The organism is Salimicrobium flavidum (assembly GCF_900156645.1).
In the GTDB taxonomy this organism is placed as follows: Bacteria; Bacillota; Bacilli; order Bacillales; family Halobacillaceae; genus Salimicrobium; species Salimicrobium flavidum.
The window spans coordinates 186,860-199,043 of the sequence record NZ_FTOC01000004.1; the positions used below are offsets into that span (position 1 = coordinate 186,860).

General features: G+C 47.6%; 13 protein-coding genes and 1 pseudogene. 3 read left to right on the top strand and 11 right to left on the bottom strand.

Features of this window, described 5'->3' with window-relative positions; genetic code table 11:
* Window positions 1–186: 186 nt before the first annotated feature.
* Window positions 187–1,101: a pseudouridine-5'-phosphate glycosidase gene (locus BW944_RS07870; protein WP_076558456.1), complete on the bottom strand. Its 915-nt coding sequence runs from the start codon at window positions 1,099–1,101 to the stop codon at window positions 187–189.
* A complete protein-coding gene (locus tag BW944_RS07875) occupies window positions 1,085–2,059 on the bottom strand; it encodes a carbohydrate kinase family protein (RefSeq protein ID WP_327290994.1) in 975 nt (324 codons plus the stop codon). Before BW944_RS07875 ends, BW944_RS07870 begins: the two co-directional genes overlap by 17 nt.
* Window positions 2,060–2,173: 114 nt before the next feature.
* Between BW944_RS07875 and BW944_RS07880 the strand changes: the two genes are divergently transcribed.
* Window positions 2,174–2,683 carry a CarD family transcriptional regulator gene (locus BW944_RS07880; protein ID WP_076558460.1) on the top strand — a complete coding sequence of 170 codons (510 nt, stop codon included), beginning with the start codon at window positions 2,174–2,176 and terminating at the stop codon, window positions 2,681–2,683.
* 85 nt (window positions 2,684–2,768) lie between these two features.
* Here the strand turns inward: BW944_RS07880 and BW944_RS07885 are convergent, their stop codons facing one another.
* Complete coding sequence (locus BW944_RS07885; protein WP_076558462.1) at window positions 2,769–3,203, bottom strand: MarR family winged helix-turn-helix transcriptional regulator; 435 nt, start codon at window positions 3,201–3,203, stop codon at window positions 2,769–2,771.
* Between the two features lie 155 nt (window positions 3,204–3,358).
* Between BW944_RS07885 and BW944_RS07890 the strand changes: the two genes are divergently transcribed.
* A complete protein-coding gene (locus tag BW944_RS07890) occupies window positions 3,359–4,318 on the top strand; it encodes an arsenic resistance protein (protein WP_076558464.1) in 960 nt (319 codons plus the stop codon).
* Between the two features lie 13 nt (window positions 4,319–4,331).
* On the opposite strand, the gene BW944_RS07895 is transcribed toward BW944_RS07890, so the two are convergent.
* From BW944_RS07895 to BW944_RS07920, 6 genes are all read right to left on the bottom strand, one after another.
* Window positions 4,332–5,339, bottom strand: a complete 1,008-nt coding sequence (locus tag BW944_RS07895; RefSeq protein WP_076558466.1) for a tRNA dihydrouridine synthase — start codon at window positions 5,337–5,339, stop codon at window positions 4,332–4,334.
* Between the two features lie 146 nt (window positions 5,340–5,485).
* Complete coding sequence (locus BW944_RS07900) at window positions 5,486–6,040, bottom strand: DUF4256 domain-containing protein (protein WP_076558471.1); 555 nt, start codon at window positions 6,038–6,040, stop codon at window positions 5,486–5,488.
* Window positions 6,041–6,065: 25 nt separating this feature from the next.
* A complete protein-coding gene (locus BW944_RS07905; protein ID WP_076558473.1) occupies window positions 6,066–6,440 on the bottom strand; it encodes a hotdog domain-containing protein in 375 nt (124 codons plus the stop codon).
* Window positions 6,441–6,494: 54 nt separating this feature from the next.
* Window positions 6,495–7,055 (bottom strand): hypothetical protein, encoded by a 561-nt coding sequence (locus tag BW944_RS07910; RefSeq protein ID WP_076558475.1) that lies wholly within the window; start codon window positions 7,053–7,055, stop codon window positions 6,495–6,497.
* Between the two features lie 33 nt (window positions 7,056–7,088).
* Window positions 7,089–8,489 (bottom strand): 23S rRNA (uracil(1939)-C(5))-methyltransferase RlmD, encoded by a 1,401-nt coding sequence (gene rlmD / locus BW944_RS07915; protein WP_076558478.1) that lies wholly within the window; start codon window positions 8,487–8,489, stop codon window positions 7,089–7,091.
* 338 nt (window positions 8,490–8,827) lie between these two features.
* Window positions 8,828–9,748 carry a glycine betaine ABC transporter substrate-binding protein gene (locus BW944_RS07920; RefSeq protein ID WP_076558480.1) on the bottom strand — a complete coding sequence of 307 codons (921 nt, stop codon included), beginning with the start codon at window positions 9,746–9,748 and terminating at the stop codon, window positions 8,828–8,830.
* A gap of 324 nt (window positions 9,749–10,072) precedes the next feature.
* Between BW944_RS07920 and BW944_RS07925 the strand changes: the two are divergent.
* Window positions 10,073–10,372, top strand: a pseudogene (locus BW944_RS07925) (MBL fold metallo-hydrolase); the annotation flags it as partial.
* A 230-nt stretch (window positions 10,373–10,602) separates the two neighbouring features.
* On the opposite strand, the gene BW944_RS07930 reads toward BW944_RS07925, so the two are convergent.
* Together BW944_RS07930 and BW944_RS07935 are read right to left on the bottom strand one after the other, a co-directional pair.
* The gene (locus BW944_RS07930; RefSeq protein ID WP_076558484.1) at window positions 10,603–10,971 is read right to left on the bottom strand and encodes an iron chaperone; all 369 of its coding nucleotides are present in this window, start codon (window positions 10,969–10,971) and stop codon (window positions 10,603–10,605) included.
* Window positions 10,972–10,982: 11 nt separating this feature from the next.
* Window positions 10,983–12,089: a carbohydrate kinase gene (locus BW944_RS07935; protein ID WP_076558486.1), complete on the bottom strand. Its 1,107-nt coding sequence runs from the start codon at window positions 12,087–12,089 to the stop codon at window positions 10,983–10,985.
* Between the last annotated feature and the right edge of the window lie 95 nt (window positions 12,090–12,184).

Genomic DNA, 12,184 nt, shown 5'->3' on the forward strand with positions numbered 1-12,184 from the left:
GGAGAAGAATGAACTTAAAAATCACCAGGATTGACTAAAAAGAGATTCTGGTAGTCCGCCGTCATGCCCGCGGCAAACTTCCACTCGTATAGATGAAAATCAACAATAAACGGTAACAGAGCCAAAAAAAAAAGCAACACGACCAAATTCGGCGCGTTGCTTCTCAGTAAGCCTATAATATGATTTTTACCGCTTCCCATTCAGACTGACCGCTATTCGCGAACCGATGTGAGCGTTATGTTTTACCAATGCTATATTCGCATCGAGACTTTTTCCGTCGGTCAGTTCTTTGATTCTTCCAAGCAGATAAGGAGTGCTGTCTTTTCCTGAAATATGATCGGCTTTCGCTTCTCGGATCGCCTGCCCGATGATTTCATCAATATATGCTTCGTCCATGGCGTCCTTTTCAGGAATAGGATTGGCGATGACGGCCCCTCCCTGGAGTCCGAGATCCCACTTCGCCTTCAGGGTATCCGCGATAACTTCTACGGAATCAGCCCGGAAGTTCAGTTCAAATTCACTTGTTCTTGTATAGAAAGCTGGCAATCGATCAGTTTCATAGCCGATGACAGGCACTCCTTTGGTCTCCAGATATTCCATCGTCAGACCGAGGTCGAGAATCGATTTGGCACCGGCGCAGACGACCGCTACATTCGTCTTGGCAAGCTCTTCGAGGTCCGCAGAAATATCCATCGTCGTTTCCCCTCCACGGTGGACTCCGCCGATCCCTCCAGTGACGAACATTTCGATATCCGCAAGTTCCGCACATATCATCGTCGTCGCAACCGTTGTCGCTCCGAGTGTTTTTACAGCTACGACATGAGCAAGGTCGCGCCGGGATACTTTAGCGACGTCATCACTGTTTCCGAACATCTCCAGTTCCTCATCACTCAAACCGATTTTTATATTCCCATCCATAATGGCGATCGTCGCCGGCACCGCCCCTTCATCACGGACAATCTGTTCCACTTCCCGGGCCATTTTCACATTCTGAGGATAAGGCATTCCGTGGGAGATGATCGTCGACTCAAGTGCTACCACCGGTTTCCCTGCCGCCTTTGCGTCCTGTACTTCTTTTGAAAAATCAAGATATTGTTCCATTGAAAAATTCCTCCCTGTCCTTTTTAAGCTTAGTTTCTGTCAGATCTTCCCGTACCGTCGTTTTAGACATAATCGTTTTCCGTGCGTTCACCAGCCCCGCCTGGATTACATGTTCAAACGTGCCCCCGGAGAGCCAGGAATGGATGACCGCCCCGCAGAACGAATCACCGGCGCCCGTGACATCTGTCACCGCAGCTTCCAGAGAAGGAAAGTGGTGAACTTCTCCCATCTTTCCAGCCATCACCCCGTCCTTTCCTCCAGTCACGATCACTTGCTGCACTCCTTTTTCAAGCCATCGCTCTACAGAAGCACCCCAGGCCTCCTCATCATCAATGTTCATTCCGAGTGATGTTTCGCTTTCGTCAATGTTGACAATCAACCACTCCACTCCTTCAAGCGTTGGAGGAAGTCGACCCATTTTCGGGGAGGAGACGGGAATGAGAAGGAAAGGAATATCGTGTTCAGAGGCAAACGACTTGAGAAAATGAACGGCCTCCGCCGGACAGTTCAAGTCGGCTATGATACACTTGGCGTTTTTCATAACATCTGTATTCTCCTTCAGCCGCTCCATCGTCAACGAATCGAAAATATCCATATCTGCATACGCGCATGATAAATCTCCATCCGGGTCCAGCACCGCTGTGTAGGAACCTGTGGAAGCACCCGTGACTTCAAATACATAGCTGAGATCCACGTAGGGTTCCGTACTCTTCTTTATTTCCAGCCAATCAGCATCGTCCCCCCGGGCTGTCAGTAGAACTACGTCTTCTCCGAGTCGTCCGAGATTCTCCGCGATATTTCGCGCCACCCCACCGACCGAAGTCGAGGAGGAGACGGGGTTGGATGTTTTGATAGCGATTTCATTTTTGGCATATAGTTTTTTATCCACATTAGCTCCGCCTACGCATACAATGGGTTGCCGGTGCTCCTTCATAAAATCACGCCCCTTATTAAACATAAGTTTATCAAAAGGACATTTGTTTGTAAATACTCAAAAAAGTCAACTGAGTTTACAATATTACTTACAAAGAGGTATACTATAAGTAGCTGCAACATTTAGGAGGAAAATGCAATGTTTTCTATCGGTGACCTGCTTATTTATTCAACTCATGGTATCTGCCGTGTGGATGATATTTGTGAAAAGACGTTCGCTGGAGAAACGAAGACGTATTATGTCCTATTTCCTTTGGAAAAGACTCCTCAAAACTTAAAAATCAGTATTCCTACCGACAACGAGATAGTCGTGATGTTAAAGATGCTGAACAAAGAACAAGCGGAAGATCTACTGCAATCCTTCGAAGAGCCGGGGGTAAAGTGGATCGATCACCCTAATCAACGGTTCCGGAAGTATTCGGAAATTGTGAGGGCCGGAGACAGGAAAAACATCGTCCGGGTCCTCAAAACCTTTTTACGAAAAAAGACAGAAGCGGAGCTGGTCGGAAAAAAACTGTATGAGCAGGATAAAAAACTTCTTAACGCTGCCGGCAATATCCTTTTCCGGGAGCTTGCCCTCGCTCTGGATGTCACGATGAAGGATGTAGAACAGAAAGTCGTCCGTACGGTGACTGCGACTCCCATCTAAAAAAAGAATGGCCCCTTGATGTCACAGGGCCATTCTTTTTTATGTCTCTTGTTTGTATGTATAGAATACAACCTGACTACTGACATTACAGGTCCCATTCCATTTTCAGAAGCTGTTTCAGTTCGCTCACCTGATATTCCCCAATCGTCTCTGCGATCCTTCGCTCCAGCTCCGTTTTCATCACTTCATACTTATCATAACACTCCACTCCAAAATCAGTGAGTTGAATACTTTTCTCCTTTCTGTTGTTTTCTACAGGCAGCGTTTCTGCAAGCCCTTTTGTTTCCAGCTTTTTTATGAATTTATGGGTAGCCTGGCGGGTGATTTCTACGTTTCTTGTAACAGAAGAAATAGTCGGCCTATGATTATAGATTCTTGCCATTATATACCATTCAGAATGCGAAATGTAGATGTCATTATTGTCGTTCCAAGTTTTTTCGGTGAGCTTTCGAATTTGAGCGTGTCGCTCACTCAGCAAATCGATCAAATCCAAAGGTTCCAGTGACTTCTCAGTACCCACAACGATCCCCTCCTGTTCCTTCACTTCTTCATACTATACAAAACAAAAATCCGGAAATCAAAACGGAAGATATATTTCCTGTTTTGATTGTCATACAAGCTTTTGTGTTAAAATCACAAATAACTGCAATCTCAACAGTTAGGCCGTGGTAACCTATGAACATCATCGAAAAATTGTATACTCCCATAATTTTCGTTGCTATCCTTATTGGAATGGGTCTTGGTCAGTTCCAAATGGTAAGCCGGAATGCAGAAAGTTTCCTCGTACCACTACTGATGGTCATGCTTTATATTACGTTTTTCCAGGTGCCGTTGGAAAATATCAAACATTCATTCAAAAACATAAGGTTCACGTATGTGTCGCTGCTTATCAATTTTCTCTGGACCCCGTTCCTTGCCTGGGGTTTGGCGTCGATATTTCTGGGAGAGAACCCGGCTTTATATATAGGGTTCATCATGCTTATGGTCACTCCATGTACGGACTGGTACCTGATATTCACCGGAATCGCTAAAGGCAACGTGGCATTATCTACAGCGATTTTGCCTCTTAATCTTATTCTGCAAATCATTCTGCTTCCCTTCTATCTTCTCCTTTTCGGGGGCACGACGGGAGTCATCGAATTGTCCTTCCTAGCAAAAAGCATTCTGGTGGTGTTGTTCCTTCCGCTCCTCTTGTCTTTTGCGACCACATTTCTACTAAGAAAGAGAACCGAACAAAAGAAAAGATTTCTTCAAAATATCAACGTATTGCCAATCATTCTCCTCAGCCTGGCAATCATCGCGATGTTCGCCTCTCAAGGAGAGCTGTTGATGGAAAACCTGGATGTGTTATGGAAAATCATGATACCGATACTGCTATTTTTCGTGGTCAACTTCTTTGTCGGAAGACTGGCAGGCTCAGTCATGAATTTTCCGGAAACATGGAAGACAAGCCTGAATATGACTACCCTTGCCAGGAATTCTCCGATCGCCCTGGCTATCGCGATGACTGCTTTCCCGAACGAACCCCTTATCGCTCTAGCATTAGTGATTGGGCCTTTGTTGGAACTGCCTGTTCTTGCCGTCGTTTCTCAATTATTGTTATTTTTATCTAAAAAAAGAGAGAAGAGCGCTTAGGCTCTCCTCTCTATTATTTCGAAGCATATACATGCTCTTCGTCGGGCATTTCTTGATTCTTCTCTTCCCAAAACTCATCAAGCAGCTCACGTACTTCGTCCGTAGATTCGGTACTCATCAGTTTATTTCTGAGCTCACTCGCCCCGCGGAAGTCGCGGACATAGATTTTGAAAAAGCGACGGAGAGGTTTGAAGACACGCGGCTCCAGTTCTTCTGAATACTTATCATGAAGGTCGAGCTGCAGGCGCAGAAGATCGAGCAGTTCTTCACTTGTGTGCTCTTTCTTCTCCGTTTCAAAAGCGAACGGATTATGGAAAATGCCGCGTCCGATCATGACCCCGTCCACACCATATTTCTCCACAAGTTCAAGACCTTTCTGACGATCAGGAATATCTCCGTTGATGGTAAGGAGGGTCTCCGGTGCCACTTCATCACGGAGTTGCTTGATTTCCGGAATCAGCTCCCAGTGAGCATCGTAGTTACTCATTTCCTTTTTCGTACGCAGGTGGATGGAAAGATTGGCGATGTCCTGCTCAAGCAGATGCTTCAGCCAGTCGTACCATTCATCCACACGGGTGTACCCGAGTCTCGTCTTCACGCTGACCGGCAGACCTCCGGCTTTCGATTCCTGGATGATCTCCGCTGCGACATCCGGACGAGTGATCAGGCCGCAGCCCTTTCCTTTTGTCGCAACATTCTGAGCCGGGCACCCCATGTTGATATCGACACCACGGTAGCCCATTTCGGCCATCCCTATGCTCATTTCCCGGAAGTGCTCCGGTCTATCTCCCCAAATGTGGGCGACAATCGGCTGTTCATCCTCCGTGAACGTCAGACGTCCCCGGACACTGGCTCTTCCGTCCGGGTGACAAAAACTGTCCGTATTCGTGAATTCGGTGAAGAACACATCCGGTCTGGCTGCTTCACTTACGACATGTCGGAACACGACATCCGTCACCGCTTCCATGGGAGCTAGAACGAAGAACGGTCGTGGCAACTCATTCCAAAAATTATCTTTCATAGTACATTCGAACCCTTTCTATAACAGGACGCGAGGTCCCAGACTAAGACTTTTTATATCACTCTTACATTTCATATCAAAACAACGATTTTCAACAATATATACTTTAATAGGTACAGGGTAAAAGTGCAAGGGAAAGAAAACAGCTAGACGTCCAGGGTGCAACGGAAACCTCGGGACGCATAATAGGACTCCGCTCCGTTATGATAAACGAAAACGGTATCGTAGCGGCGATCGCAGTAAAGCGCCCCGCCAAGATCTCTGATTTCTTCCGGAGTCCGGATCCAGCTCGATGTTTTCGTATCGAACGCTCCGAGCTTCTGCAGATGGCGGTACTCCTGTTCCGTCATGATTGAAGCACCTATGTCCGCTGCCATTTCAGCCATACTCATAGCAGGCTTATGTTTTTTCCTCGATTCCAGAGCTTCCCGGTCGTAACAGACACTCCTTCGACCCTTGGGACTCTCTTTGGAACAGTCTCCGAAAATGAACGTGTTCTTTTCACGACCGATCACATCCGGCTCCCCGCCGGTCTGCTCCATGTTGTGAAGAATCGACAACTTTTCAGGATAATGCTCCAGCCTCTCCACGACCTCGGACCACTCGATACCTTCATGACGTCCGCTGTTCTGTTCGAAGCGTGTTTTCAATAATTGGATGAATTGCTGCTTTTCTTCCATCGATAATTGCACCTTCTTCATAGGACCGCCCCCTCTTCAAGAAAATTCAGGCCAGAATCACGCCGGCAAAGGTTCCCCGCATCACTTCTTTCCCTTTCTGGTTTAGACGCATAAAGGAAGCCTCAATGTTCCACCTCGTCTCCGAATGTTGTTCAAGGTGATCCATCGTCACTTCAGAAGTGATCGTATCCCCTGTAAACACAGGACGCATAAATTCGAAAGTCATCGACCGTGCCAATACGTTATGATCCCCGCCTATTTTCGTAGGCAACGTAGCAGTCAGCAATCCCTGAACCACAAGCCTTCTCTGTTCATCAGGGGTAAGGTGATGACTCCCTTCATCTCCGGATATCTTCGTAAAAAGCGCTACATCTTCGTTCGTGAAAGATTTTGTGAATGAAAAATGATCCCCTTGCTGCATCTTTTTCAACTACTTCAGGAATACAATGATTTCAGAAGCACACGCCGCAAGCTTTCACCGGAACTCCTTGCCACTCATATTCCTCATCAACTGGCAAAATTCCTTCCATTCCTCTGGGAAGTCATTCACTCCACGCTTTTTGAGATTTCTCCCGTCTCGTCTGAATTCGATACGCCAGCTCGTTCCATCCATAGAAAAGGGTTCGACATACTCCGCTCGCCAGTTCAGTATATTCAGCCACTTCAGCTCATACAACAATCGCTCGATATCGGAAGAAGTCAATTCTATCTTGTGACTCTCTTCTTCATGACTCCAGACGAGCTTTCTTTCCTCAAAATCAATATCCACCTCGTAGTTTCCATCCGGATAACCTCCGACGACAGCTTTCATTCCACGCAGCTGTTCGTAGGCGTGAGTGACAGCATCTTCCCTGTTCCATTCATTGCCACACTCTCTGCAATGATACTCAGGTGAAGTCGGCGACACCATACAGCCTCCCAGCTTGAATTTCCCTTGTTCGGATTCGAGAAAAGCTTCATAGCTAGGTTCCCCGTACATGATCGGCATAGTATTCAAAGAACCGCATCGGGTGCATTTTCTATGATTGATGGCCATTCGAAGGGTTACTCCTTTCCAGACGAAATTCCGTCAGGATTTTTTTGTCAAAAGTACCACGGTTTCTACGTGATACGTCTGAGGAAACATGTCGACGGGTTGGATTTCCTGTACATTATAGCCCTGTTTCGTCAGATAATGAAGGTCCCGAGCCTGTGTTTCCGGATTGCAGGAGACGTAGACGACACGACTAGGCGCGAGTTTCGCGACACTAGAAAGGAAAGCTTCATCACTCCCACTGCGCGGCGGATCGAGGATGACGACATCGGCCTTTTCCCCTGCTGCCGCCATTTTCGTCATGAATTCGCCCGCGTCGTCCTGATGGAAACGCGCGTTTTTCACATGGTTATGCTTAGAGTTTCGGATCGCGTCTTTCACCGCTCCTTTGTTCATCTCTACTCCGATGACGTTACCCGCCTGTTTGCTTGCGATCAGTCCGATCGTTCCGATGCCGCAATACGCGTCGATCACCGTTTCTTTTCCGGATAAACCAGCGAGTTCTACAGCTTTTCCGTACAGTTTCTCCGTCTGCACCGGGTTGATCTGATAAAACGACCTGGAGGAGATTTCGAATTCAAGCCCGCCGAGCGTATCCGTGATGAACCCTTTCCCGAACAGCACCTTTTCCTGATTGCCGAGCACCATGCTGTCTCTGCGGGTATTGATGTTCTGGATGATGGTCGTAATCTCAGGATGGTCCCGACGTAGCGCCTTCAGAAAGTTGTTTTTCCCTTTGAATTCAGGTGTCCCGGTGACGAGAACCACCATGACTTGTCCGCTCGTTTTACCGACTTTGATAAGTACATGACGGAGGAAACCGCGACCGGTATCTTCGTTGTAAGCCTGGAGTTTAAAAGAGCTGAGCATCTTTTTGATCGTCCCTATGATGGCGTCTGCTTTCGGGTCATGAATGAGACAACGATCGACCTCGATGAGATCATGCGAGTTGGCCGCATACAGTCCGCCGATGACCTGCCGTTTCTTCCCTTCCCCGAACGTCATCGTGTTTTTGTTGCGGTACCCGAACGGCTCCTCCATCGTCATAATCGGCTCCGGTTTGCCGAACGGTTTCATGAGCCGGTCGACCACACCCTGTTTGAAATCATACTGGGCAGTTTGAGTCATATGCTGGATCTGACAACCTCCACACTCATAAAAGTACGGGCACGGAGCTTTCTGACGGTTTTCATTCGCTTCGAGAATCTTCACGACTTTAGCAGGCCCGCGTTTAGGAACGGCGACTTCCGCTTTTTCTCCCGGAAGAAGATGAGGGACTTCAAGCCGCTTCCCTTTCCACGTAGCGATGCCTTTGCCATCATCAGTGAGTCCGGTGCACGTCACTTCCGTCGTCTTCGGCTGTTGCTGTGGCGGTCTGCCTTTTTCAGCTTTCTGTCTGTTGTGAGGTTTTTTCTGATTCTTCTTTCCTTTAGCCAATTTTGCGCCTCCTGTCTGGATTCGTACGTTTCTGTCTGATTACAGAATACCATATATGCCTAATTCTCCGTTAATCACATCAAATACAGAGCTCCTCTGCGAACTATCACTATGTACTTTTTCATTTTGATCGACTTTATGCCGTGTTCGCAGAAAGATCAGACCACTGAGCACCTTAAAAAACTCAGTTTTGAGGTGCTCGCGGGTATTCACACCTTCTGAACACCACTATCCATCAATTTATGAGGTGTTCAGCACTCTTTTTTTCTGGTGAGCCCCTCACAAAATCATCCGAGAAAAAACGCGAAGCCCTATTCAGGCTCCGCGCGTATTATCAATTATTCAGCTGCCTCAAGGTCCTCAATGGATTCGATATCCATGTACTCAGGAACAGCAAGGCCGATTTTCGCCCCGTCGATCGCTTCATTCACTTTGACGAGATTTTCTTTATGCTCTTCATAGAAACTTCCGTGCGTTTTTGGCAACCACGCAGCAAGTGTCGCATCCGAGTCTCCTGTCGCTACCGATTCAAAAACGATCGCAGGATCGACTGGAGTCAGGTTCACCTCATACCCATGCTGTTCGAGGGCGAGCTTCGCCATATTACCAGTCAGACGCTCGGAATCCCATGGAGTCAATACAAGATCTACCGTAGCTCCGTCGCCTTCAGGAGCATCGGCGAGCCACTCATCCACTTTATCCTGGTTGTCGTCGATCCAGCTCTGAGCCACTTCTTCGACCGAAGCATCCTGTGCCTGAAGCATCAGGTCCTCGAGAGTGGAAATATCCCATCCGATTCTTTCCAGGATCTGATAGGCTCCCGTGTTCTCCTCTTCGAATCCAGTGCGTGCCAGTGTGGTAATCTGTTCGGAACCACCGTAGGAGCCTTCCGGGTCTTCAAGATACTTCAGATCCCATTTGGCGAACATATAATGAGGAGACCAGCCTACAACGACGATCGGCTCTTCTTCTTCAATAGCATCCCCGAGGGACGTGAGCATAGCTGCTGTGGAAGACTGTTCGTGCTCCCAGCCGTTCAACGAATCGTATGTCTCCACCGTTTCTTCCGTCGCAACAGTAGCTCCGGCTCCCGGTTCGATCCCCACAATCGTATGCTCCACTTCTTCACTTACGCTCGTTTCGCTTTCCCCTTCGCTGTTTCCGGATGACGAGTCGTCTCCACTGCCACAACCTGCAGCGACGAGCGAAAGCGACAACACGGACACGAGCCCGAGTTTTCTCTTAGTGAAATTCAACATGTACATTCACTCCTTCAATAAAAATTTGTATGTATCCCTGCTGACACAGCTTCTATCTCTTATTTTCAACGGTGTTTGATAAATGCAACAACGTATTCTAAGATACTCACTTTCTTCGCTCTTCTCAACCGACAAAATCCGTCGTATTTTTCTGTAAAGTTTATATAGTTTGTATAGAACATCCTAAACGCGGCAATGCTATTCTTTTGTTTCCATTTGCTTCGCTTCCCATCCGCAGGAAGGGCACATTCCTCACTCTACCGGAGAAAAAGACGTCACTCCACACTCACTTACTCTGTCCGGGATTCTGATTGAGGACAAGATATATATGTATCCGGAGATACGGTGTGGTACGAAGCGGTGGAGGAAGAAATCCGCAAACATGAGCCCGATGTCATCGTCGCTAATGGCGGGGATAATCAGTTCGACGAAGGGGCGCTCGTCATGAACAAAGAGGATATCCATCTTCTGCAAAAGAAATCTCCGGAATCGGAGATCATCGTCGTCCATATGGAAGCAGTGAACCACTGGACCTTGTCGAGAGAAGAATTACGTTCTTCGCTTTCCGGTAAAGGTATCTCGAATGTGATCGTTCCGGAAGACGGAGAAACGATGACACCATGATTTAATGGAGTTTGGGACAAAAACTGTTTTTACGTTTAAAATCTTTTATGAAACCATGCGTAAGAAAAAACACGTCGTTTTCCATGGGCCCGGCCTCAGCTGAATGGATCAAGCCAATGGCTTGATCCATTGGATCTTCAGCTCGTGCTGTTCCCATAGGAGTCTCCGTGTTTTTCTTCGAATATTCGTTTTTGCACCTCTGCTATACGTTCTGTTCTAGGTACCTTTTTTCATCTCCAGAACGTTGTATAATCCTTCTTGTCTTCGATATTAAAAGAAATCATCTCTCGCAATAGCTCATAGTCCACAGGCTTCGTCCAAGGGATTCGCATGAGCATCCTCGTATGATCATATCCAGCAGCTTTGATCGCTTCCGAAAAGTGCTCTATTCCCTCCTTCTCCGGAGAGACAGCCATGTGATTTTTTGCCACGCTGAAGCCTATGATATAAGTGCCATGGTCGAGGAACATGGGCTGGTTCCAGCCGACCCTTTCCTTCAGTTGAGGAAACTCGTTCTCCACCCACGTGAGCACCTCTTCGACTCTGTCCCTCTGTTCCGGTTCTGTCAGGGAATCCAAGTATTCTGCAAATGTTTCCATAAAAAACCTCCTCAGTTTCGTATGTTTTCATTCAGCTGTTCGGTAGTCAGGTCAGCTACTGTCTCTTCCGTCTGCCACGTCTGATTGGATGCCGCCATCCCGACTCGAACAGAATCATGAAAAGATTTCTCATGAGTGCGTCCGAAAAGCATGCCTCCGATGAACGCTTCTTTCACTCCTGTACCATCTACCCATGTTTCCACCGAAGGCTCCACAAAGGCTTCTTCGCCGGAATTTTGTCTGACAAACACTCCCTCGGTCTCAAGATGGATGATGACGTTCGATACTCCCCGTCCGCTTAGCAATTCCGCAGCTTTTCTGCATTCCTCCATGCTATGAATCTCCGTCTCCGTCAGTTCCGCCGCTTCTTCGCGTGTTACGAAAAGTACTTCGATGCCGCTCAGGTTTTGTGGTAGCCGCTTCGTTTTCGGCGTAGAAACGGTATGCACCCACAAGGAACGCTCTTCTTTTTCCACTCTTTCAATCAAATAGGAAAGTGTCACTTCCGGAAGATTCGTATCGGCGAAGATGACTTCAGAGGATGCGATATGCGACCAGCGTGCCTCCAACAGTTCCGGGGAGAAATGCTCATAGATATTCATATCAGCGACTGCAAGAACAAGTTCTCCCGACTCATCGAGAATCGACGTGTACGTACCCGTTTTCTCATTATTTACCGTAATCGATTGGGTAACGTCCACCCCATGTTCCTTCGTTTCCTTTAACAGCCATGCCCCGTCCTGCTCGTCCCCGGTCAGGGTGATCAGAGAGACGTCACTCGAGAGTCTACCAAGGTTCTCCGCAACGTTCCTCGCTACTCCTCCACATCCCTGCACGGAAGAAGCTGGATTCGAGGTCCCGTACTGTACAGGGGAGAGAGTGCGGGTTTTCCGGTCAATGTTCGCCCCGCCGATACAGGTGATTTTCGATTCTTCCTTTAATACATACGCTCTCCCTACGATTTCCCCCCGTTTCGTCAGGGTGGAAATATAACCCGCCACTGCGGAACGGGAGAGTCCCAGTTTTTCTGAAAGCTCTTGCTGGGTGATGAATGGATTTTCTCGGATTAGTTCCAAAATACGCTGATCTTTCACAACTAACGTCCTTTCTGCTACCAAAACTTCTTACTCCTATTTTATCATAAAGGCGGTAAATTTCCTGATTTTTTCGCCCTGTAAACACAACTTCTCCCGGGTAACTTCTTCCAAAAATA

Bases quoted from the DNA above. Each gene is read 5' to 3' on its own strand.
- BW944_RS07870 (WP_076558456.1), bottom strand. From the start codon at position 1,101: ATGGAACAATATCTTGATTTTTCAAAAGAAGTACAGGACGCAAAGGCG.
- BW944_RS07875 (WP_327290994.1), bottom strand. From the start codon at position 2,059: ATGTTTAATAAGGGGCGTGATTTTATGAAGGAGCACCGGCAACCCATT.
- BW944_RS07880 (WP_076558460.1), top strand. From the start codon at position 2,174: ATGTTTTCTATCGGTGACCTGCTTATTTATTCAACTCATGGTATCTGC.
- BW944_RS07890 (WP_076558464.1), top strand. From the start codon at position 3,359: ATGAACATCATCGAAAAATTGTATACTCCCATAATTTTCGTTGCTATC.
- BW944_RS07895 (WP_076558466.1), bottom strand. From the start codon at position 5,339: ATGAAAGATAATTTTTGGAATGAGTTGCCACGACCGTTCTTCGTTCTA.
- BW944_RS07900 (WP_076558471.1), bottom strand. From the start codon at position 6,040: ATGAAGAAGGTGCAATTATCGATGGAAGAAAAGCAGCAATTCATCCAA.
- BW944_RS07905 (WP_076558473.1), bottom strand. From the start codon at position 6,440: ATGCAGCAAGGGGATCATTTTTCATTCACAAAATCTTTCACGAACGAA.
- BW944_RS07910 (WP_076558475.1), bottom strand. From the start codon at position 7,055: ATGGCCATCAATCATAGAAAATGCACCCGATGCGGTTCTTTGAATACT.
- BW944_RS07920 (WP_076558480.1), bottom strand. From the start codon at position 9,748: ATGTTGAATTTCACTAAGAGAAAACTCGGGCTCGTGTCCGTGTTGTCG.
- BW944_RS07930 (WP_076558484.1), bottom strand. From the start codon at position 10,971: ATGGAAACATTTGCAGAATACTTGGATTCCCTGACAGAACCGGAACAG.